Source organism: Seonamhaeicola maritimus (assembly GCF_008056315.1).
Classification (GTDB): Bacteria; Bacteroidota; Bacteroidia; order Flavobacteriales; family Flavobacteriaceae; genus Seonamhaeicola; species Seonamhaeicola maritimus.
In genome coordinates this window covers 1,272,252-1,293,489 of sequence record NZ_VRKQ01000008.1, presented here as the reverse complement: position 1 = coordinate 1,293,489, position 21,238 = coordinate 1,272,252, and the positions used below count along the sequence as shown (strand labels likewise).

Annotated in this window: 22 protein-coding genes; 14 read left to right on the top strand and 8 right to left on the bottom strand. The window is 32.6% G+C overall.

All coding sequences use genetic code 11. The features are described 5' to 3' along the window. Positions 1-8 precede the first annotated feature (8 nt). The 3 genes from FUA22_RS05375 to FUA22_RS05365 are packed head-to-tail and all read left to right on the top strand — an operon-like array spanning position 9 to position 2,423. Entirely contained in the window at positions 9-839 is an 831-nt protein-coding gene (locus FUA22_RS05375; protein WP_147766877.1) for an ion transporter, read from the top strand. Next, the gene (miaA, locus tag FUA22_RS05370) at positions 832-1,734 is read left to right on the top strand and encodes a tRNA (adenosine(37)-N6)-dimethylallyltransferase MiaA (RefSeq protein ID WP_147766876.1); all 903 of its coding nucleotides are present in this window, start codon (positions 832-834) and stop codon (positions 1,732-1,734) included. Before FUA22_RS05375 ends, miaA begins: the two co-directional genes overlap by 8 nt. Further along, complete coding sequence (locus tag FUA22_RS05365; protein WP_147766875.1) at positions 1,734-2,423, top strand: GNAT family N-acetyltransferase; 690 nt, start codon at positions 1,734-1,736, stop codon at positions 2,421-2,423. The genes miaA and FUA22_RS05365 overlap by 1 nt, the downstream gene beginning before the upstream one ends. Here FUA22_RS05365 and FUA22_RS05360 read toward each other — a convergent pair. From FUA22_RS05360 to FUA22_RS05350, 3 genes are read right to left on the bottom strand one after another with little or no spacing between them, the layout of a single operon-like run. Continuing rightward, on the bottom strand, positions 2,420-5,074 hold the full coding sequence (locus FUA22_RS05360) for a DNA gyrase/topoisomerase IV subunit A (RefSeq protein WP_147766874.1): 2,655 nt from the start codon (positions 5,072-5,074) through the stop codon (positions 2,420-2,422). The two genes, FUA22_RS05365 and FUA22_RS05360, sit on opposite strands and share 4 nt — an antisense overlap. Continuing rightward, a complete protein-coding gene (locus FUA22_RS05355) occupies positions 5,074-5,559 on the bottom strand; it encodes a hypothetical protein (RefSeq protein WP_147766873.1) in 486 nt (161 codons plus the stop codon). The genes FUA22_RS05360 and FUA22_RS05355 overlap by 1 nt, the downstream gene beginning before the upstream one ends. Further along, on the bottom strand, positions 5,559-7,418 hold the full coding sequence (locus FUA22_RS05350; RefSeq protein WP_147766872.1) for a DNA topoisomerase IV subunit B: 1,860 nt from the start codon (positions 7,416-7,418) through the stop codon (positions 5,559-5,561). Before FUA22_RS05350 ends, FUA22_RS05355 begins: the two co-directional genes overlap by 1 nt. Positions 7,419-7,734: 316 nt before the next feature. On the opposite strand from FUA22_RS05350, the gene FUA22_RS05345 reads away from it, so the two are divergent. From FUA22_RS05345 to FUA22_RS05330, 4 genes are all read left to right on the top strand, one after another. Further along, positions 7,735-8,943, top strand: a complete 1,209-nt coding sequence (locus FUA22_RS05345; protein ID WP_147766871.1) for an acyltransferase family protein — start codon at positions 7,735-7,737, stop codon at positions 8,941-8,943. Positions 8,944-8,992: 49 nt separating this feature from the next. Continuing rightward, positions 8,993-10,012, top strand: a complete 1,020-nt coding sequence (locus FUA22_RS05340) for a DUF3500 domain-containing protein (RefSeq protein ID WP_147766870.1) — start codon at positions 8,993-8,995, stop codon at positions 10,010-10,012. A 2-nt stretch (positions 10,013-10,014) separates the two neighbouring features. Beyond that, positions 10,015-10,782 carry a hypothetical protein gene (locus FUA22_RS05335; protein ID WP_147766869.1) on the top strand — a complete coding sequence of 256 codons (768 nt, stop codon included), beginning with the start codon at positions 10,015-10,017 and terminating at the stop codon, positions 10,780-10,782. A 164-nt stretch (positions 10,783-10,946) separates the two neighbouring features. Further along, positions 10,947-11,780, top strand: coding sequence for a DUF2199 domain-containing protein (locus FUA22_RS05330; RefSeq protein WP_147766868.1), 834 nt, complete (start codon positions 10,947-10,949; stop codon positions 11,778-11,780). Positions 11,781-12,048: 268 nt separating this feature from the next. On the opposite strand, the gene FUA22_RS05325 is transcribed toward FUA22_RS05330, so the two are convergent. Next, positions 12,049-13,206 (bottom strand): THUMP domain-containing class I SAM-dependent RNA methyltransferase, encoded by a 1,158-nt coding sequence (locus FUA22_RS05325; protein WP_147766867.1) that lies wholly within the window; start codon positions 13,204-13,206, stop codon positions 12,049-12,051. 224 nt (positions 13,207-13,430) lie between these two features. Between FUA22_RS05325 and FUA22_RS05320 the strand changes: the two genes are divergently transcribed. The 3 genes from FUA22_RS05320 to FUA22_RS05310 are packed head-to-tail and all read left to right on the top strand — an operon-like array spanning position 13,431 to position 15,305. After that, on the top strand, positions 13,431-14,162 hold the full coding sequence (locus FUA22_RS05320) for a class I SAM-dependent methyltransferase (RefSeq protein WP_147766866.1): 732 nt from the start codon (positions 13,431-13,433) through the stop codon (positions 14,160-14,162). 35 nt (positions 14,163-14,197) lie between these two features. Further along, complete coding sequence (locus tag FUA22_RS05315) at positions 14,198-14,872, top strand: ZIP family metal transporter (RefSeq protein ID WP_147766865.1); 675 nt, start codon at positions 14,198-14,200, stop codon at positions 14,870-14,872. Between the two features lie 4 nt (positions 14,873-14,876). Next, a complete protein-coding gene (locus FUA22_RS05310) occupies positions 14,877-15,305 on the top strand; it encodes a DUF4268 domain-containing protein (RefSeq protein ID WP_147766864.1) in 429 nt (142 codons plus the stop codon). On the opposite strand, the gene FUA22_RS05305 is transcribed toward FUA22_RS05310, so the two are convergent. From FUA22_RS05305 to FUA22_RS05295, 3 genes are read right to left on the bottom strand one after another with little or no spacing between them, the layout of a single operon-like run. Next, the gene (locus FUA22_RS05305) at positions 15,302-15,793 is read right to left on the bottom strand and encodes a GNAT family N-acetyltransferase (RefSeq protein ID WP_147766863.1); all 492 of its coding nucleotides are present in this window, start codon (positions 15,791-15,793) and stop codon (positions 15,302-15,304) included. The two genes, FUA22_RS05310 and FUA22_RS05305, sit on opposite strands and share 4 nt — an antisense overlap. Before the next feature lie 4 nt (positions 15,794-15,797). Next, on the bottom strand, positions 15,798-16,424 hold the full coding sequence (gene trhA, locus FUA22_RS05300; protein WP_147766862.1) for a PAQR family membrane homeostasis protein TrhA: 627 nt from the start codon (positions 16,422-16,424) through the stop codon (positions 15,798-15,800). A 4-nt stretch (positions 16,425-16,428) separates the two neighbouring features. Beyond that, a complete protein-coding gene (locus FUA22_RS05295) occupies positions 16,429-17,112 on the bottom strand; it encodes a DUF4294 domain-containing protein (RefSeq protein WP_147766861.1) in 684 nt (227 codons plus the stop codon). Positions 17,113-17,250: 138 nt separating this feature from the next. Here FUA22_RS05295 and FUA22_RS05290 point away from each other — a divergent pair, with 138 nt between their 5' ends. Genes FUA22_RS05290 through FUA22_RS05275 form a run of 4 tightly spaced genes read left to right on the top strand, consistent with a single transcriptional unit; the run spans position 17,251 to position 19,955 of the window. After that, entirely contained in the window at positions 17,251-18,339 is a 1,089-nt protein-coding gene (locus FUA22_RS05290) for a M42 family metallopeptidase (protein WP_147766860.1), read from the top strand. 56 nt (positions 18,340-18,395) lie between these two features. Continuing rightward, a complete protein-coding gene (locus FUA22_RS05285; RefSeq protein ID WP_206667091.1) occupies positions 18,396-18,725 on the top strand; it encodes a VOC family protein in 330 nt (109 codons plus the stop codon). A 4-nt stretch (positions 18,726-18,729) separates the two neighbouring features. Beyond that, a complete protein-coding gene (locus FUA22_RS05280; protein ID WP_147766859.1) occupies positions 18,730-19,284 on the top strand; it encodes an NUDIX hydrolase in 555 nt (184 codons plus the stop codon). Next, positions 19,284-19,955, top strand: a complete 672-nt coding sequence (locus FUA22_RS05275) for a PrsW family intramembrane metalloprotease (protein ID WP_147766858.1) — start codon at positions 19,284-19,286, stop codon at positions 19,953-19,955. The genes FUA22_RS05280 and FUA22_RS05275 overlap by 1 nt, the downstream gene beginning before the upstream one ends. A gap of 2 nt (positions 19,956-19,957) precedes the next feature. Here FUA22_RS05275 and FUA22_RS05270 read toward each other — a convergent pair whose 3' ends face one another. Continuing rightward, positions 19,958-21,085, bottom strand: coding sequence for a D-2-hydroxyacid dehydrogenase (locus FUA22_RS05270; protein WP_147766857.1), 1,128 nt, complete (start codon positions 21,083-21,085; stop codon positions 19,958-19,960). Positions 21,086-21,238 lie beyond the last annotated feature (153 nt).

The following is a 21,238-nucleotide window of genomic DNA, read 5'->3' as shown; positions in this document are numbered from 1 at the left end:
TTTTGAATATGACCGCAAAGCAAAAACAATACCTGAAGGATAAAATTCATGAAATAATTTATGAAGCAGATACTAAACCAGGTAAACTTTTTGATGTCATTCTGCTATTTGTAATTATCGCAAGTATTTTACTTGTGATGTTAGAGAGTGTTGATAGTTTTGATGCTAAATATCACAGCTTTTTAAATATTTCAGAATGGGTTATAACCATTCTTTTCACAATAGAGTATATAGCCAGAATTGTTAGCGTTAAAAATCCCATTAAATATATATTTAGCTTTTATGGGATTATCGATTTGTTATCTACTATCCCAAAATATTTATCGCTTTTCTTGACCGGTACACATTCATTGGTTGCACTACGCGCATTAAGACTGATGCGTGTTTTCAGAATTTTAAAGCTAACACGCTATATTGGAGAATCTACCAACTTTGTTAGATCATTAAGGAGAAGTAGGGTTAAAATCTCGGTATTTCTGATGTTTGTTTTTATTTTATGCATTATACTAGGAACGGTAATGTATTTAGTTGAAAGTGGTAATGGCAGTGGTTTTACCAGTATTCCTAGAAGTGTATATTGGGCTATTGTAACCCTTACAACTGTTGGGTACGGAGACATTGCGCCAATAACACCTTTTGGACAGTTTATTGCATCTTTAATAATGATTATGGGTTACGGTATTATAGCCATTCCAACAGGAATAGTTGGGGCTGAAATGACAAAAAAAGATAGAGATAGAATACCTACAAATACTACATCTTGTCCAAATTGTGCTGAGCCATACCATCGTGATAATGCAGAATTTTGCCATCAATGTGGTTCTAAACTAGATGACTAAATATTTAATTTCAATTATTGGTCCCACTGCTATTGGGAAAACCGCTCTTAGCATTAAGTTAGCGCAACATTTTAATACAGATATTATTTCTGCTGATTCCCGGCAGTTTTTCAAAGAAATGCAAATTGGTACTGCTGCTCCATCTTTAGAGGAATTGGCTGGTGCAAAACATCATTTTATACATCATAAATCTATTCATGACAATTACAGTGTTGGTGCTTTTGAAAGGGATGCTATTGAAAAATTAAATGCGCTTTTTAAAAAGAAGAATGTAGTTATTATGGTTGGTGGCTCAGGTTTATATGTAGATGCTGTAACCAAGAGTCTAGATCATTTTCCAGATGTCGATAGTAACATTAGAAAAGGCCTAAACCAAAAATTAGAAACAGAAGGTTTAGAATCATTAAGGAAGCAACTAAAAGAATTAGATGAAATTTCATATAGCACCATTGCTATTGATAATCCGCATAGGGTAATTAGAGCTTTAGAAATTTGTATCGGTACCGGTAAACCTTATTCTTCGTTTTTAAAAGGACCGAAAAAGCAGCGAAACTTTAAAACCATAACTATTGGGCTTAATGCCGAAAGAGAAATCATTTATGAACGTATCAATCAGCGAGTTGACATTATGTTTAATGATGGTTTATTAAATGAAGTCGAAACCTTAATTCCTCATAAAAACTTGAATGCTTTAAACACGGTTGGTTATAAGGAATTGTTCAAATATTTTGACGGAGAATGGACTTTAGATTTTACTGTCTCAGAAATAAAAAAGAACACCCGTAGATTTGCAAAACGACAACTTACTTGGTTTAAAAAGAATGAGAATGCTATTTGGTTTGATTATTTAACACCAATTGACGAAATCATAGAAAAAATCAATATTTCAAAATAATGTCTTATTCAGAAGAGCCTTTAAATAATCCGGTTTGGTCATCTTTAACAGATATTCATATAAAAGAATGCATTGATTATGGAAATGTAAAGTTCTACCATCCAGATTTTACGCCTTTCGGAGCTTTTGTAAATAACCATGACACGAGTAAGGCTATAAAAGAACATTCTAAATTATTAGACCGCTTTTTTATAGTTGGAGAGAAACCTATAATACCTGATACTTTTCGACTGACGAAACATGTGGGTTTACAAATGATTATTTACAACGAAATTGACTATCCCATCACATCAGATATCATAGAACTTAACCAAACTCACTACAATGATTTAATGAATTTAATATCTTTGGTTTATCCGCATTTCTTCAAAAAGAAAACCAATTTATTGGGACGGTACTTTGGTATTTATAAAAATGATCAATTAGTTGCGGTGGCTGGAGAGCGTATGCAAACCAAGAATTTTACTGAAATTAGCGCTGTTGCCACACATCCAGATCACACAGGACAAGGTTACGCTAAACAGCTCATCACATATGCCGTTAAAAAAATATTTGAAAAAAATAAAAATCCGTTTTTACATGTAGATGAAACCAATACCGGACCTATAAAATTGTATAAGAAGCTAGGGTTCTCGGTACGAAGAAAAATACATTATTGGCTAATTACAAGTCCACAAACTAATGATTAGAATAATGTTATTTGTCCCTCATCATCTATTTCCAAATTTCCTTCTCCATTTTTATTTGGATTGGAATCAGTAGAATTACTTTCATTAGAAACCTCTGTTTCCCCTACAACCTCTATTTCTACTGCCGGTTTATCTTCTGGTGCTTCATATGGGATTGGCTCTAATAAATTTATTTGATTTACTCGTTCTTTTGTCAATTGATTCCCTAATGCACTAAGACCCTTAATTGAAATAAATTCTTCTAAATTCACGTCAAGGTTTTCCTTTCTTTCCTTGCCTCTCTCTTTAGCAAATACAACTTCTGCCATAGGTTTCCAATCTGTAGAAACTATCTCTAATTGGGAGTTAGGATGATCTGAAATAAACCTTTCTTCCCTGTTTTCATTATCAATCAAGAAACGCTTCACATAATAACGTTCCTTTTCTCCATCAAAATAAATAGCGGAGATAGGTTTTTTTGGAATCCACTTTTCAAGTACAATCATATCACTATCAAAATGAACCGTTAGCTCTGGTATAATAGTTTTAACTATCCCAGCCTGAGAGATTATCAACAACCTATCCTCACCTCTAAATTCACCAATTAATTCGCCTCTGCCATCAACATTAAGTCTTTGAACAGAATCATCAAACCAAATTTTGCGTGGCTTTAAAGTAGAGACCCCTTTTTCTTTTAACTCTATCCGCTTTATAGAATATTTAGTTACTAAATTTCCTTTGGATACGCGGCCTTTTATTAGAATATCAGCAAAATCGATATCCCATTTTAGCTTTTTAATACTTCCTGCTTGTCTTAAATTAATAGTTACAACTTCGGCTTCACCATTAGGGTTTGCAGAAAAATATAAAATAGCAGAAAGCTTATTACCATTAGTTAAGTCATATTCCCTATCTCTTGTCACAGCAGTAACTGCGTAGCGCTTTATATAAGATGGACCACCTTTTCCGTCTCTATAAATCATATTATAAATGGTTCGCTTATCCTTCTTTTTAAACACTGCGACATGAATAATATCCTTTCCTATAAATGTTTTTGTGTCCACTTTGGTAACCATCATCTTACCTTGTTTTGTAAACACAATTATGTCATCTATATCACTACAGTCACAAACATATTCATCTCTTCGTAATGAAGTCCCTATAAATCCTTCTTCTCTATTTACATATAGCTTAGTATTTCTGATAACAACTTTTGTAGCATCTACATCATCGAAAATTCTAATTTCAGTTTTTCGCTCTCTACCTTTACCATAATCCTTTTTAAGCCTTTTGAAATAATCAATAGCGTATTCTATTAAGTTTTCTAAATGGTATTTAACTTGAGCTATTTGTTCTTCAAGAGCATCAATTTTTTGTTGCGCTTTATCTATATCAAATTTCGAAATACGTTTAATACGAATTTCTGTCAAACGTACAATATCATCTTCAGTAACAGCTCTTTTTAGATGCCTTATATGAGGTTGAAGTCCTTTATCAATGGCACTAATAACACCTGGCCAAGTTTCCTCTTCTTCTATATCACGATACACTCTGTTTTCTATAAATATACGCTCTAAAGAAGCAAAATGCCATTGTTCTTCAAATTCACCGAGCCTTATTTCTAATTCCTGTTTTAAAAGCTGTACCGTATTATCTGTAGAGCGACGCAACATTTCTGACACACCAATGAAAAGAGGTTTATTGTCTTCAATAATACAGCCTAATGGAGAAATAGAAGATTCACAGCTTGTAAAGGCATATAAGGCATCTATGGTCTTATCTGGTGATAATCCAGAAGGTAAATGCACCAGAATTTCAACTTCAGCCGCTGTATTATCTTCAATCTTTTTGATTTTGATTTTCCCCTTATCATTCGCTTTTAAAATAGAATCAATAAGAGAAGATGTTGTTGTTGCGAATGGAATCTCTGAGATTACCAAAGTGTTCTTATCTAACTGAGAAATTTTAGCACGCACTCTTACTTTTCCACCTCTATTTCCATCATTGTAATTTGTGAAATCTGCAATTCCTGCTGTTGGAAAATCAGGTAGGATAGTAAATCGTTTTCCTTGTAGGTGCTTAATTGAGGCATCAATAATCTCAATAAAATTATGTGGCAATATTTTAGTAGAAAGTCCTACAGCAATTCCTTCTCCTCCTTGCGCCAGTAATAAAGGAAACATGACAGGCAAACTTGTAGGCTCCTTACGTCTACCGTCATAACTAGCCTGCCATTCCGTGATTTTTGGGTTATAAACAACATCTAAAGCAAACTTAGATAAGCGGGCCTCAATATAACGTGAAGCCGCTGCTCTATCTCCTGTTAGAATATTTCCCCAGTTTCCCTGAGTATCAATCAATAAATCTTTCTGACCTATTTGCACCATGGCATCGGCTATACTGGCATCTCCATGGGGGTGATATTGCATAGTGTGCCCAACAATATTAGCCACTTTATTATAACGTCCATCATCTAAATCTTTCATGGAATGCATAATACGGCGTTGTACAGGCTTAAAACCATCCTCAATTGCAGGTACAGCACGTTCTAGGATTACATACGATGCATAATCAAGAAACCAATCTTTATACATACCAGTAATTCTGGTAATGGTTTCTTGTGGCTGACCATCTTGCTCATTCATTAAATCGTCGTTCTCTTCTTCTATCATTAACTATTATCCTTTTTTCTATTATTTCTTACCATCTTCCTTAAAGACTGCCGAATGTATTTTCTCTTTTTTCTTGACACCAGAGTCACATTAAAATATACATATTTAACATTACCATTGTTATTCTTAATACGCAATCTTAACCCTTTATATATTAAAAAATTTCGAAATTTATAAGATATTAAATTATGCTTTTCAAACTCTACCTTGTACTCCCTATAGTTTAAATAATCAGATAATAAAAGTCCTTTGTTAACAATCACAACCTGCATCCCATCACTGTCGTATTCAAAATATTTTGAAATCCAGTGTACTAGAAAAAACAAGGCTATAAAACCAAATAGAAAAATAAAAAACGTCAACATAGGATTTCCTGTAACGTTTTTAAATGCACTAAAAACAGTAGATAAGATAATAGCTAAAACTATCAAAATAAAATAAACAGAAATTATTATACTTCTAACTTTACCGTTGTTGGTCCTCATTAATTATTCTCCTCAATTAGATCTAATTCAACCTTTAAATTATTAATAATAAATTCCTGTCTACTTGGTGTATTCTTACCCATATAAAATGATAGTAACTCATCTATAGACATATGCTCGTCTAACATAACAGGGTCTAAGCGCATATCCTCCCCTATAAAGTATTTAAATTCATCTGGCGATATTTCTCCAAGCCCCTTAAACCTAGTAATCTCAGGTTTGGGTTTTAATTTATGTATAGCATTAACGCGCTCTTCATCGGTATAACAATAAATGGTTTCCTTTTTATTTCTAACTCTAAATAAAGGTGTTTGTAAAATATATAAATGTCCTTCTTTTATGACCTCTGGAAAAAATTGTAAAAAGAAAGTAATTAATAACAACCGTATATGCATGCCATCAACATCGGCATCTGTAGCAATAACCACGTTGTTATATCTCAAATCTTCAAGAGACTCCTCAATATTTAAAGCTGCTTGCAAGAGATTGAATTCTTCATTCTCGTACACAATCTTTTTAGTCAATCCATAACAGTTTAAAGGTTTTCCTTTTAAACTAAAAACAGCTTGGGTGTTTACATCGCGTGATTTAGTAATACTTCCTGAAGCCGAATCTCCCTCTGTAATAAACAAAGTAGTTTCCAGATTACGTTCATTCTTGGTGTCCCCAAAATGAACACGGCAATCTCTAAGTTTCTTATTATGTAAACTTGCTTTTTTTGCCCTGTCCTTGGCTAGTTTTCTAATACCAGACAATTCCTTTCTCTCACGTTCTGCTTGAAGAATTTTTCTCTGAATTTTTTCAGCGGTATCCGCATTTTTATGAAGGTAATTATCTAATTGGGTCTTAACAAAATCATTAATATAGGTTCTAACAGTTGGGTAATCACCACCCATATCTGTAGACCCTAATTTAGTCTTAGTTTGACTTTCAAAAACAGGTTCCATAACTTTAATAGCTATGGCACTGATAATAGATTTTCTAATATCGGAAGCATCAAAATTTTTACCGTAAAACTCCCTAATGGTTTTTACCACTGCTTCTCTAAAAGCATTAAGATGTGTTCCTCCTTGGGTAGTGTTTTGTCCATTTACAAAAGAATGATACTCTTCACTATATTGTGTTTTACTATGTGTAATAGCTACTTCTATATCATCGCCTCTTAAATGAATAATAGGATAAAGTAAATCTGACTCGTTAGTATTATCTGTAAGTAAATCTTTTAAACCATTTTCACTGAAATATTTTTCTCCATTAAAAACTATGGTTAATCCCGGGTTGAGATACACATAATTCTTAAGCATTTTTACAATATATTCATTTCTATATTTGTAATTCTTGAATATAGTCTCATCTGGTATAAAAGATACTTTGGTTCCTTTTCTACGTGAAGAATCATCTAGTAAATCCTTATTAATTAGTTCTCCCTTTTCAAACTCTGCTGAGGCCGACTTGCCATCTCTAGTAGATTCTACTCTAAAATAATTTGAAAGTGCATTTACTGCTTTAGTACCAACCCCATTTAATCCTACAGACTTTTTAAATGCTTTCGAATCATATTTTCCACCGGTGTTCATTTTAGAAACTACGTCTACTACCTTTCCTAACGGAATACCTCTTCCATAATCTCTAACGGTAACCTTATTCCCATTAATGGAAATATCTATAGTCTTTCCGGCTCCCATAACATACTCGTCAATAGAGTTATCTAAAACCTCTTTTAGAAGAATATATATACCATCATCTGGCGACGATCCATCACCGAGTTTTCCAATATACATTCCAGGACGCATTCTAATATGCTCTTTCCAGTCAAGTGAACGTATATTATCTTCGGTATAATTAGATTGTACAGCCATAGAAATGAGAAAAATTTTATGATAGAACGCTAATATAACACAACGCCTTAAAAAATGAAATAGCCGAGAAGCAAAGTAATTAACAATATATAGGCATATTTGTTGAGAACCTTAAGCAGTATTTAACTCTTAAAAAATCAATGTTTACAAAAAAATAGATCAACACCACTTAAACTACTGTTTATTAGATTGTTGAATTGTTTCTATTAGCCTATATCTGGAAGCTTTACTTTTGAAACACTAAAGCCCTATTCGCTATTCGAATAACAAAAAAATTGTACCTTCATCAACCACAACCTGATACAACCAACCAAAAATGAAAATCACTCCAAGCAAAACTGAACGAATCCATTCGTTAGATTCCTTACGTGCCATTATGATGCTTTTAGGCCTCGTTATACATTCTGCTATTACATATGGTGTCATTGACTATGGTCGTGTTTGGTCTATTAAAGACCCAAACGTAGCACACCTTTCAAATGATTTTATTATTAGTTTTATTCATGCCTTTAGAATGCAAATATTCTTTGTAGTTGCCGGTTTTTTCGGAGCCATGTTATTCTATGAAAGAAAACCATTAAAAATGGTTAAAAACCGGGTAGAAAGAATATTGTACCCTTTTTTAGTGTTTGTATTATTTCTTTGGCCCACTATTGTTTTTGCTTTTAGCTATACCCGTTTTGTTTTTGCAGGAAATACAAATGCTTTTAATGAAACTATAGGTATTTTCTCAAATTTACTGGTATTAATTCCAGCAAGTACGTTTCATTTATGGTTTTTATATTATTTGGTTTTAATAACCTTCGCTTCGGTAATTTTGGGGTTTGCATTTAAAAAACTACCAAGTGCATCAAACTCCATTTCTAAGGCATTTAGTTCAATTTTGCAAAAACCCCTCCTACGTATTGTTATTTTGGGTAGTATTACCGCTATAGTCTACTTTATAATGGGTACACCTTCAGTTGCTACTTCAAACTCATTTATTCCAGATTTTAATACCTTTATATACTATTTTGCCTTCTACATCATAGGTTGGGTATTATTTAAATCTAAGCACTTGTTAGAATCTTTTATGAAACATGACTGGATAAATACCGCTCTGGCTATCATTATGTTTTCAATTTTCTTTTTTATGCAAAGTATTATTAGTTATGAATTGAAAATTATCTTTAAATCAATAATGGTGTGGTTTTTTATTTTTGGCATAACTGGTCTATTTATTCGTTATACTAGTAATCATTCCGCTAGAATGCGGTATATTTCAGATTCCTCCTATTGGGTATACCTGGTACACTTAACATTTACGGCTTTTATTCCTGCATTCATTAAAGATTGGGCTATCCCGTCAACTCTTAAAATGCTCATAGTACTTCTTACCACTGGTGTTATTTGCTTTGTAAGCTATCATTATTTGGTAAGAGCAACTTTTATAGGCAGATTCTTAAACGGTAGAAAATATTCACGGAAAATTTCTGACATAAAGCCAACAGCTCCTATTAAAACTCAGGTGGTTTTAGATAAATAGTGTAACTTAGGGTGTTAATCATTTTTAATCTCTTTTTAAAACCAAACTTATGAGAAAGCTAATAACCCTATCAGTTAGCTGTATGGCTATCTTTTTATTACTATCATTTAGTTTTCATAAAAGTAAGCACGTTGTTAAGTTTTTAGATTGCCTAAATACGGAACAATTAAAAAAAGTAAGTTTGCCTTTTGATGACAACTCTCGTACCTCATGGCATTTTTTACCAAGTACCATGTACCCTAGAGAAGGTATCACCCTAAAAGAACTAAATAATGATCAAGAGGCTGTTTTCTTTAAAATGCTCACACACTTTTTAAGCGAATCTGGTTACAACAAGACAACTAAGATTATTGACTTAGAAAATGTTTTAGTTGAATTGGGAGGTGACCCCAAGTTTAGAGATGCCAAAGCTTATTATATTGCCATTTATGGTAACCCCAGAGAAGACAAAATATGGGCATGGTCTTTTGAAGGCCATCACATATCATTAAACTTCACGGTAAAAGATCATAAAATTTCTGCTTCTCCTCGTTTTTTCGGATCTAATCCGGCCATTATAAAAAAAGGAAGTAGAAAAGGAGAACGTACACTTCATAGGGAAGAAAAGTTAGCTTATTTATTAATGAAGTCTTTATCTGATGAACAAAAGAAAGAAGTTATTTTTAGAGATACAGCATACCCAGACATTGTTACTTCTAACAGCACTACAGTAACACCATTAGAACCTGTTGGCATAAAAGCAACAAAATTGAACGATGAACAAAAAGTGAAATTAAAAGCCATTTTGTACCAATATTTAAGAGACTTACCAGATAAATTGGCACAAGCAAGAGAAAGTAAAATTCATAATGAAGAATTTAACGACATCTTATTTGCTTGGGCAGGAAGCACAAAAAGAGATGAGCCTCATTACTACAGAATTCAAGGAAAAACCTTTTTGATTGAATTAGACAACACCCAAAATAATGCAAACCACATTCATTGCGTTTGGCGAGATTTTGATGATGATTTTGGTAGAGATATTATTAAAGAGCATTATAAAAATTCTAAACATCATTCTAATAATTAGTTATGAAGAGACAAAAGTTGTTATTAGTAATTGGATTTAGTATAACGGTTTTAGCAATACTCTCTTTTTCTAAATCCAATCAAGAAGATAATACTATTGAAACCTTTTCATTCTCTTCAAACGGAGAAAATATTAAGGCAAAAATCTATTTACCAGATACTTATAAAACAAACAATAATTTACCTGCTATTTTTTTAATTGATTTTACTGAGCAACATTTTAAGTTAGTTACAGATGAGTTTGAGCAAGTTTTAAAAGCCGTTAAACAATTAAATGGCACAGATGCTTTGGTGGTTTCATTAGCAAATATCCCGGATGTAGATGCTACACCAGATAAATTTCAAGAGTATTACACCATTTATAAAGACCTAGTACATTATGTTGATGGAAAATACACCAACAATACATCCAGAACCTTTATTGGTAAAGGCAGTGAAGGAGGTATTGTTGTAATGGCGCTTCTTACAGAGGATACTGAAAATACATTATTTGATAATTTTATTGCTACAGACCCATCAGGAAAATATGCCGATGCCCTCGCAAATATGATTGAAGCAGACTCCTTTCCTAAAAACAAAACCAACAAAAAATTACACTTTTCTTTCACACCAAGTAATAATTACAAAAAGTGCTCTAAGCTAATAGGATTGATTAATGAAGCTAATTACCCATGGTTAACTTTTTATTCTACCTATTATAAGAATAACACATATGACAACGCATATCCCATGGTGTTTTCTGAAGGGATTAAATTTGTTTTTGAAGACTGATTCCCTGTTTTTAATTCTGTTTATATCATTGTCTTAATTGTTGATAATTAGGAATACGTACTTATTGATTTTAGGTAAGAAAATTCTAACTTTGTATGTCAGTGGATATAAATCATATGAAATATATTCATTTCCTTAAGGTTACCTGCTATATAAAATAACGCATGAGCTTTTCATTTAAAAATATTTTCAAAAAAGGTAGGAAATTCAAAGAATCTGGAAATACAGTTGTGTATACTACTACTTACGTAATGCATGAAAAATCTACAATAACTCTTGTATCACACGAGCTTAATGGTGATTGGCAATTTATGGGAAATGAATCTCTCGAAAATTTTCAAGAAATAGGTTTATTAGTGTCTTTGTTTCAAGTTATAAAAATTGATAATTCAATATTATCGCTGGTCGATTTACCCATTGGCTATCAAGCTACCAGAGTAAAAAAGAGTGATGAGTGGAAAATTGAGAAAATCCATTATTCAGAAAGTGAAATACAGGAAATGGGATATTACTGTAGCGAATGTGGTGAATTTCACGGTGAAATACCAATGAGCTATGGTGCTGAATCACCTACATCTTATTTTAATCTAGATGAAGAGACTAAAAATCAATCAGAACTAACAAGAGATATTTGTATAATTAATCGAGAGAGGTTTTTCATTAAAGGCCAAATTAAAATTAAAGTTGATACTCAAAATAAGCCATTTACTTGGAATGTTTGGGTGGAAATAGGAAAAGAAGATTTTGATATTGGACAAGAAAATTGGACAAATGAAAATCGGTTTTTGAGAAAACCTTATAATGGAGTCATCGACACGCCTTTGAATTGTTATTCAAATACTTTAGGTCTCAAAGTAAAAGTCCAAACTCAAAAAGTTGGAATAATACCTGAAATTATAATTTCAGAAACGAATCATCCATTATTTTTTGAACAAGAAAATGGAATTAATATGGACCGAGTAACTGGATTCGCAAAAAAAATTCTTTATGCGCATTAATAAAAGCAACAAGTAACAAAGTGTAAAAATAATTGCTTGGTTCTTGCCTACTCATAAAATCCAGCGGATTTTCCTCTGGTTCGTTCCATTTTTGGTATGTTAGTTGCTCAATCACACAACCATTATTACACAAATCGAAAAGCGCACTGATAAAACCACTTCAAATGCTTACTATTCTCAACACCTTAACTCATTTCGTCATGCTGAACTTGATTCAGTATCCGCAACAATAAAGTTAGATACACAGGTTAGTCCCAAATGACAAGTACTACTTCATATACTTCCCCTTCTTACTGCCTTCATACATCACATATTTAACTAAACGAGATTCTAGTTTAGCATTAAACAGTTGTATTTTTCTTGAAGGACGTAAACCAACATGCTTTAAAGCATCCAAGTTTGAGGTAATAAACCAAGCATCGGTTCCTGGGTAATTTTGTTTAAGGGTATCCCCAATATTTTTATAAAAGGCTTCCATATCTATATTTAAACGCTCACCATAAGGTGGATTAAATACCATGTGTAATTTTTCTTCATAGCCTTTTTGGGTTTTAAAAAAGTCTTCATGTTTAACAGTTATAAAATCATCTAACTGTGCATTTTTAACATTATCAATAGCTTTATAAACGGCACTTGGGGCTTTATCATACCCTATAATTCTATGATGGAAATCACGCGTTTTACTAAGTAAAGATTCTTCTATTTTTTCAAACAACTCAACATCCCAATCTTGCCAACGCTCAAAAGCAAATTCCTTTCGCATTAAATTGGGTGGAATATTACAAGCAATCATAGCAGCTTCAATAAGCATGGTACCTGAGCCACACATGGGATCCATAAAATCAGACTGTCCGTCCCAACCGGAAAGCATAATTAATCCAGCAGCCAAAACCTCATTTATAGGCGCAATATTAGTAGCTGTTTTATAACCACGCTTATGTAAAGAATCACCAGATGAATCCAATGAAATAGTACATTGTCTGCGATCTATATGTACATTAATTTTTACATCGGGGAATTTTAAATCTACATTAGGTCTTTGACCCATGGTATCTCTAAACTTATCTACAATAGCATCTTTAGTTTTTTGAGCAATAAATAGGGAGTGCGAAAACAAATCGGAATGGATGGTAGCATCTATAGCCAAAGAACCTGTAGGTTTTAAATACGGGCTCCAATCCATTTTATAAATTTTATCGTATAAATCTTTCTCGCTACTTACGGTAAAAGTATGGATGGGTTTTAAAATTTTAATGGCAGTACGCAATCCTAAATTAGCTTTGTACATAAAGCCTTTATCGCCCACAAAACTAACGTTTCTTACACCTGACTTTATTTCTTGAGCACCTAATTGTGTAAGCTCTTTTGACAACAATTCTTCAAAACCAAATAAAGTTTTGGCCACCATTTTGAAATTTTCTTCCATGTTTTGCTACTACTTAATTGCTTAACGATAACTAGAATGCAAAAATAGGGTAATTTTCTTCTGTGAAAACGAAATTTTTAAATGAAAAAAAATCATGTACTTTTGTGTTAAAATTTTGTTAACGGGAATTGGGTTAAGGATTGCAACGGCATCCTTTTGCGGAGCAAAAGATATAGAGGAAAGCCTGACGACGCGATAGCGTGGGAACCCCCTAAAAATAATTAATGATAGCAGATACAACTACATGGTTTTCTTCTTGGTTTGATACGCCATATTACCATATTTTATATAAGGATAGAGACGACACTGAGGCGCATGCGTTTATGGACACGCTTACGCATTATTTAAATATTCCGGAGCATGGAACCATTTTAGACTTAGCTTGCGGACGTGGAAGACACGCCCGTTATCTGAATAAAATTGGCTACGATGTTACGGGTGTAGATTTGAGTGAAAATAGCATAGAGTTTGCCAAACAACATGAAAATCATAGATTGAAATTTGATGTGCATGATATGTGTAAACCTTACCCAAAGCAGTTTGATGTCGTTTTTAACTTGTTTACCAGTTTTGGATATTTTGATGATGATGCCGATAACTTAAATACTATAATGGCAATTAAGGCCAATTTAAATGAATATGGTTTTGGCGTGATAGACTTTATGAATAGTGAGTTTGTTATAGATAATTTGGTACCAGAAGAAGTTAAAATTGTTGATGACATAACTTTCAATTTAAAACGCTATGTTGAAGATGGTTATGTTATAAAGGATATAAGTTTTACGGTTGACAATCGTTTATACAACTTTCAGGAGCGTGTTAGAGCTTTTACTTTAAATGATTTTGAAGAATTATTTAAAAAAGCTGATGTACATTTGCTTGATGTTTTTGGAGATTATAAATTGCGTAAGTTTAGTAATAAAACCTCTGAACGTTTAGTAATGATTTTCAAATAGGTCGGTAATCGACTTTATTACCAGTATATTTTTACATGAGTGATTATCTTTTTCCTTTTCTTGCCGTAGTTTTAGGCGTTATTTTGGCAAGTTTTACAAAAAACAGTAAATCTTGGAACACCAAACTCCTACTATCTTTTAGTGGTGCTTTTTTATTGGCGCTTACCCTTTTTGAACTTTTGCCTGAAGTTTATAATCATTTAGACACTAAGCTTACCGGACTTTTTATTATGGGCGGTATTTTGCTGCAAATTGTATTGGAGTTATTCTCTAAGGGGGCTGAACATGGGCATGTACATATTCATAAAAACAGTACCGCTTTTCCGTGGCTGCTATTTATTAGTTTATGTATTCATAGTTTTTTAGAAGGTTTTGCTATACATGAACATAATGACATGGTATATGGTGTTTTGGTTCATAAAATTCCTATTGCCACTATAATAAGTATGTTTTTATTTAAGGCTAAGTATAGCAAATTTCAGATTGCCTTATTCTTATTGGTCTTTGCCTGTATGACACCTTTAGGAACGTTAATTTCTCATACATGGGAATCTATGGCTCAATACGGACATGTATTAAATGCTATTGTCATTGGAATCTTTTTTCATATTTCTACTACCATTTTATTTGAAAGTAGCGACGGACATAAATTTAACATGTCTAAATTTGTTGCCATTATTTTGGGTGTTGCTGTGGCTTATTTGATATAATTAAATGTTTTCAAAGGAAGAATCTAGAATATTAAGACAAGAATTTTGGACCAGTTTTGGAAAATCATTTCCGAGGAAGTGGATTCTTTATGATACCAAGCTAAAAGGACTCAGCTTTAAATTTCATTTTGACACCAAAAAAGCATTGGTAGCTCTAGACCTTGAAGACGATTTAGAACACCGTATTAAATACTGGGAAAAGCTAACGGCTCTAAAATCTATTTTACTCGATGATTTCTTACCTGATGCAATTTTTGATGAAGAATACGTTTTAGAAAATTATAAGGAAATCTCTAGAATCTATATTCCATTGGAGCAAAAAGCATCTATTCACAATAAAAACTCATGGCAAGTTGTTATGGAATTCTTCAATAAAAAAATGAGTTTATTCGAAGCTTTTTTTGAAGAATATAAAGAGGTTATTGAGGGTTAGAGCTCTTTCACCATCTCAAAATCATCCATAATGAAGCCATTGCCTATATCAATCACAATTGGACCAACTTTTTTAAAGCCTAATTTCTCGTAAGCCTTAATAGAATTAAGGTTATTGATATTTACAGTAAGTCTAATTGTATTGAGGTTATAAGCCTTAGCCTTGTCTTCTACAAAGATTAAAGCTGTCTTTCCAATATCTCTACCTCTAAACTCCCCTACCACATATATTTTACTTAAAAATAAGCTATCATCTTCTTTATTAATTGAAATGTAACCTACATTAATATCTTCATTACTAAGCAAATAATATTCATAACCTTCAGAGATTTGACCTTCAATGGCCTCAACGGATTGAAACTTATCAAGCATATAATCTACTTGAGGCTTCCCTATAATGGCAGTATAATGCTCTCGCCAAATAATATTGGCTAAATCTTCAATGATTTTATAATCTTCTGTATTTGTTGCAAGTGTAATTTCAGTCATACCACTAAATTATATAAAAAAATATCATAAAAAAATGAAATATGGCACCTGCCAAAACAAACAAATGCCAAATAACATGATTAAAGGGAATCTTTTCAATAACATAAAAAATAATGCCTCCTGTGTAGGCTAAACCACCGGCAAATAATAATAAAATAGCATTACTATCAACTGCTTCAGATAAGTTTGAAAAATCAAAAACAATCAACCAGCCCATGACCAAATACAATAAGGTTGAAAAAGTCTCAAACTGTCCTGTAAAAAAAAGTTTTAAAATAACACCAAAAGCAGCAATACCCCAAACAACCCAAAAGAGTAACCATCCTAAGGTATCACTTAACGTAATTAACAAAACCGGTGTATAAGTTCCAGCAATTAACAGGTAAATACTTATATGATCTACTATTCTAAAATAATGTTTTCGTTTTTCACTACTAACTGAATGATACAAAGTAGAAGCTGTAAATAAAATAATAATGGAAATACCATAGACAATGACACTAAACAGGCTCCAATCCGTCTTTTTAGTTTCATAAATAACTAATAGCACTAAGGCTGCAATTCCAAAAAGAGCACCAATACCGTGTGTTATGGAATTGAGTTTTTCTTCAAAAAAGGTTTGCTTTCGCATGAAATTATTTTGATTTAGAATCTGGATTCAACCACTTTTCTGTGAGATCATAAAAATCAAAATCAATAGCCGATTTTTGTGCTTCTAGACGTCCGCTTTGAAAATTACGCTGCAAAATATCTTCAATTAAATAATCTTCTTTTACATTTTCAGGATCAAACTCACGCTTTAAAGAAATATCAAACATGCTTGCCGTGGTATTATACCAAAAGGCTCTCCAGCCATTACGTAACTCTTTTACCAGATCGAAAGTAGTAACACCCGTTTGCCTATGAATTAATTTAACCAAAATCTGACCTTCTGTACGGGTCATTTTTTTTAATTCATCCGAGAACTCACCTTCAATATATTTTTGAACACGCTTAGTATAACGCTTCTTATCTCGATTCCTTTTCATATTAGCCAATCGATTATTCATAGAATCTAATCTAACTGCAGCTAATTTAGCATAAGGATATACTTTGACTGTTTTTCTTCGTAGAATTAAATATCTAATACGATCCTCTTTACTATCAAACTTTAGTCTGTGCAAAAGTTTCACTTCTTCTAAACCTATAGAAGTTCTAGGTACAGAATCACCTTCAATAATTAAATACTCTTTAGTAGATATAGAATCATTCTGCACTTCATTGGTTTGTGCCAACAAGAGCGTGGGAAATAAAATAAATATGTATCTAAAAAAGTTCATCAATATAAAAACAGAGGCATTATACATCAAAATTAACAATTTACATTTTCTAAAACGTTTTTTTTCATTGGTTATTTTTCTGCCATTAAGCTGTAGGCTTTCTATTTATATTATTATTTTAGTGCAAAACTTATACAAATGGCGAAGAAGAGTATTCTCAACAAAAAATCAATTGACTTTTTAGAAAAATATTTAAACAATGCGGCTCCAACGGGTTATGAATGGGACGGACAAAAACTGTGGATGGACTACCTAAAACCTTATGTTGATGAGTTTATTACAGATACATACGGTACTGCCGTAGGTGTAATAAACCCTAAGGCAAAATACAAAGTTGTTATTGAAGGACATGCCGATGAAATTTCATGGTATGTTAATTATATAAGTGATAACGGACTTATTTACGTGATAAGAAACGGCGGAAGTGACCACCAAATAGCTCCCAGTAAAGTAGTTAATATTCATACTAAAAAGGGTATTGTAAAAGGTGTTTTTGGATGGCCTGCAATTCATACCAGAAGTAGAGTTAAAGAAGAACCACCAAAACCTGATAATATTTTTATTGATTGTGGTTGTAAAAACAAAGAAGAAGTTGAAAAATTAGGAGTCCACGTAGGTTGTGTAATTACATATCCTGATGAATTCCATATTTTAAATGGCGACAAGTTTGTTTGTAGAGCTATTGATAACCGTATGGGTGGATTTATGGTAGCTGAAGTAGCTCGTTTATTAAAAGAAAACAAAAAGGAACTTCCTTTTGGCTTGTACATTACTAATGCTGTTCAAGAAGAAATAGGATTACGTGGTGCTGAAATGATTGCACACACCATTAAACCAAATGCAGCAATAATTACTGATGTTACTCACGACACCACTACCCCAATGATTGAAAAGAAAAAAGAGGGTCATTTAGAAATTGGAAAAGGTCCGGTGGTAGCATATGCACCTGCTGTTCAACAGAAATTACGTGATTTAATTATTGATACGGCAGAAGATAAAAAGATTCCTTTCCAACGTTCAGCACTTTCTAGAGCAACAGGAACAGATACGGATGCTTTTGCTTACAGTAATGGCGGTGTAGCTTCTGCTTTAATCTCTTTACCGTTACGTTATATGCATACCACTGTTGAAATGGTTCATAAAGAAGATGTTGAAAATGTGATTAAACTGATTTACGAATCACTTTTAAACATTAAAGATGGAGATACTTTTAGTTATTTTGAATAATAAATAGCTTTAACAAACCTTTAATGGAGACAAAATTCCTTTAAATCACACCAGTGATGCCTTCCTCTGATATAGATAGAGATGTCAATTGGTATAATGGAAAACTTGGTTTTGAATTGGTTTCAAAAGATAATATGTATGCTGTCTTAAAAAGAGAAAAACTATTTATTCATTTACAATGGCATGCAGATACAAAAAATGATCCGTTATTGGGAGGTTCAGTAATTAAAATTTTTGTAAAAAACATACACCCTATTTTTCAAGAGTTAGTTGAAAGAGGCACAGTGAACAAAAACAAACTAGTGCTTAATACACCTTGGAAAACTAATGAATTTGGTTTTTTTGATTTAAATAATAATGCCATTTTCATAGTAGAAGATGCTTAATAATATGGATGAACTAATTGACATTGTTGATGCTAATGGCAACCCAACTGGAGAATCAGAATTAAAATCTGTGATTCATAAAAAGGGGCTTTATCATAACACTGCTCATATTTGGTTTTACACCAAAAAAGGAGAAGTTCTTTTATCTCAACGATCAGCAGAGAAAGTTATTTGTCCATTAATGTGGGATGTATCGGTTGCTGGACATATTGATTCTGGTGAAACAATAAAACAAGGAGCAATTAGAGAAACTCAAGAAGAAATTAGTTTAAATATTTCTGAAACTGATTTGGTTAAAATTGGTGTATTTGAATGTTTTCAAAGCTATGATAATGGTATCAATGACAACGAGCTTCATAATACCTTTATTTGTGAGTTAAAGGTTCCTCTATCAGAATTAATCCCACAAAAAGGAGAGGTTGAAGCTTTAAAGATTGTGACCTTCGATGAGTTCAATCAATTAATTGAAAATATTGGAAATAACGGGAATCATTTTGTACCATCAAATAAGGAGTATTACCAATTTGTACTTCAAAAAATAATAGAAACTATTAATTAATGAATTTATTACTATTTGCTGTTGCACCCGTCTTTATAATTATACTCTATATTTATTTTAAAGACAAGTATGAGAAAGAGCCCAAACGGTTACTTGTTTACAACTTTCTTCTAGGAGCAATTGTTAGTATTATAGTAACCACTATTCTATATTATATAATAAATGTTTTTATACCACTTCCAAATGAAACAAGTGTTTTCCAACAATTTATTAAAGCTTTTTTTGTTGTTGGTTTAACCGAAGAGTTTAGCAAATACATCATAGTACGCTATTATGCACAAACAAATAAAGAGTTTGATGAACCTTTTGATGGAATTGTATATGCAGTAATGGTTTCCATGGGTTTTGCTGCAACCGAAAATATATTTTATGTGTTAGAAGGTGGTTACCAAACGGCGCTATTAAGAGCTTTTACAGCGGTTCCGGCTCATGCTACCTTTGGAATTTTAATGGGCTATTATATGGGAAAAGCCAAATTTTCTAACAATAAAATACTATTAAACCTAACAGGGTTACTTCTGGCGGCTTCTTTTCATGGAGCCTATGACTTTTTCTTATTTATAGACTTTATACCAGGTATATGGTTGGGAGCTTTTGTGTCGTTAATAGTAGGTATCGTTTTATCGAGAAAAGCCATTAAACGTCATCAACAAAGATCCAAATTTAAATAGGGCTAATATCCTCTAGATAAATCTACCATATTGAGTAGCTTTTCCCCTTGAATGTAGCGTCTTAAATTCTCTCTTGTAATCATGAGCGAGTTTCTCCTAGATAAATCTGATCTTCCAGCTGTATGCTGCGTAATAATTACATTTGGCATAGACCATAGTTCATGATCTTTAGTTAAGGGTTCAGGATCGGTAACGTCAAGGCCTACTCCACTTAGTTTCCCGTTTTTAAGAGCAGTTATTAAAGCTTCAGTATCTGTGGTTTTTCCTCGTCCTACAGAAATATAGTAACTACCATCTTTTAAATTATTAAAGAATTCTTGTCCAACAATACTTCTTGTTTTATCTGTTAGAGGTAAAGCATTAACAACAACATCAGCTTGTTTAGCCAATTCTACGGTTTCATCACTTAATCCAACATAATCCACATAATCTGGTCCGGTTCTACTGGAGTTCCGTGTTCCAATTACGCGCATTCCAAGTCCATTGCCTCTTTTAGCTACCTGGTTTCCTATACCTCCTAAACCAAGAACTAAAAGTGTTTTTCCCTTTACAGAAATTGCATTTGGCGCATTGGGAGCACTTCCACGACTCCAATCAGATTTCCCTTTTAGATCTTGAAACATTGGAATTCTTCGGGTTAAGGCCATCATCAATGCTATACTATGTTCTGCAATAGTTTCGCTACTTGCTTTGGCATTATTTGTAGCAATTAAATTAGAGGTTTTAATACCAGGAATAGAGCCACACCTATCTATTCCAGCACTTGTTATATGAACATAATCTAAATTCTCCCCTTTGCCTATTAGGTTAGAACACCCTCCTATATAGGCGTCACTTTTTACTATACTCTCCTCAACTTCAGTTGAGCTTCTAACAAACTCAATATTAACGCCGTCAGCTACTTCAAGAAACCACGCTTTTGAACCTAAACCACTTTTAGCATTTGAAAAATACCTCATAGTTATTTTTTCTGGTCGCGACCAACCGTCCATATCCCTACTAGCTTGCTTTGACTCTCTAATTCCTAATTCCTTTATTAAAGTGTCTATATTTATTTCAGGTGATTGTCCCAAAGCTTGGAAATAACTAAACACAAATAAAATCGCTAATGCAAAATGTAACTTTTTCATACTAAATATTATAACTATTGTAAATTACAGTTTTCAATGTCAATTAACAAATTTAATATTGAGAATAAAAATATATCTAATTGAGGAATCAACAATAAAAAAGCCTCTTCACTATAGGATATATTCAAAATCCAATAGTAAGAGGCTCTGACT

Excerpts from the sequence above, each read along its gene's own strand:
- FUA22_RS05375 (WP_147766877.1), top strand. The coding sequence starts at position 9 with ATGACCGCAAAGCAAAAACAATACCTGAAGGATAAAATTCATGAAATA.
- miaA (WP_147766876.1), top strand. The coding sequence starts at position 832 with ATGACTAAATATTTAATTTCAATTATTGGTCCCACTGCTATTGGGAAA.
- FUA22_RS05365 (WP_147766875.1), top strand. The coding sequence starts at position 1,734 with ATGTCTTATTCAGAAGAGCCTTTAAATAATCCGGTTTGGTCATCTTTA.
- FUA22_RS05360 (WP_147766874.1), bottom strand. The coding sequence starts at position 5,074 with ATGATAGAAGAAGAGAACGACGATTTAATGAATGAGCAAGATGGTCAG.
- FUA22_RS05355 (WP_147766873.1), bottom strand. The coding sequence starts at position 5,559 with ATGAGGACCAACAACGGTAAAGTTAGAAGTATAATAATTTCTGTTTAT.
- FUA22_RS05350 (WP_147766872.1), bottom strand. The coding sequence starts at position 7,418 with ATGGCTGTACAATCTAATTATACCGAAGATAATATACGTTCACTTGAC.
- FUA22_RS05345 (WP_147766871.1), top strand. The coding sequence starts at position 7,735 with ATGAAAATCACTCCAAGCAAAACTGAACGAATCCATTCGTTAGATTCC.
- FUA22_RS05340 (WP_147766870.1), top strand. The coding sequence starts at position 8,993 with ATGAGAAAGCTAATAACCCTATCAGTTAGCTGTATGGCTATCTTTTTA.
- FUA22_RS05335 (WP_147766869.1), top strand. The coding sequence starts at position 10,015 with ATGAAGAGACAAAAGTTGTTATTAGTAATTGGATTTAGTATAACGGTT.
- FUA22_RS05330 (WP_147766868.1), top strand. The coding sequence starts at position 10,947 with ATGAGCTTTTCATTTAAAAATATTTTCAAAAAAGGTAGGAAATTCAAA.
- FUA22_RS05325 (WP_147766867.1), bottom strand. The coding sequence starts at position 13,206 with ATGGAAGAAAATTTCAAAATGGTGGCCAAAACTTTATTTGGTTTTGAA.
- FUA22_RS05320 (WP_147766866.1), top strand. The coding sequence starts at position 13,431 with ATGATAGCAGATACAACTACATGGTTTTCTTCTTGGTTTGATACGCCA.
- FUA22_RS05315 (WP_147766865.1), top strand. The coding sequence starts at position 14,198 with ATGAGTGATTATCTTTTTCCTTTTCTTGCCGTAGTTTTAGGCGTTATT.
- FUA22_RS05310 (WP_147766864.1), top strand. The coding sequence starts at position 14,877 with ATGTTTTCAAAGGAAGAATCTAGAATATTAAGACAAGAATTTTGGACC.
- FUA22_RS05305 (WP_147766863.1), bottom strand. The coding sequence starts at position 15,793 with ATGACTGAAATTACACTTGCAACAAATACAGAAGATTATAAAATCATT.
- trhA (WP_147766862.1), bottom strand. The coding sequence starts at position 16,424 with ATGCGAAAGCAAACCTTTTTTGAAGAAAAACTCAATTCCATAACACAC.
- FUA22_RS05295 (WP_147766861.1), bottom strand. The coding sequence starts at position 17,112 with ATGAACTTTTTTAGATACATATTTATTTTATTTCCCACGCTCTTGTTG.
- FUA22_RS05290 (WP_147766860.1), top strand. The coding sequence starts at position 17,251 with ATGGCGAAGAAGAGTATTCTCAACAAAAAATCAATTGACTTTTTAGAA.
- FUA22_RS05285 (WP_206667091.1), top strand. The coding sequence starts at position 18,396 with ATGCCTTCCTCTGATATAGATAGAGATGTCAATTGGTATAATGGAAAA.
- FUA22_RS05280 (WP_147766859.1), top strand. The coding sequence starts at position 18,730 with ATGGATGAACTAATTGACATTGTTGATGCTAATGGCAACCCAACTGGA.
- FUA22_RS05275 (WP_147766858.1), top strand. The coding sequence starts at position 19,284 with ATGAATTTATTACTATTTGCTGTTGCACCCGTCTTTATAATTATACTC.
- FUA22_RS05270 (WP_147766857.1), bottom strand. The coding sequence starts at position 21,085 with ATGAAAAAGTTACATTTTGCATTAGCGATTTTATTTGTGTTTAGTTAT.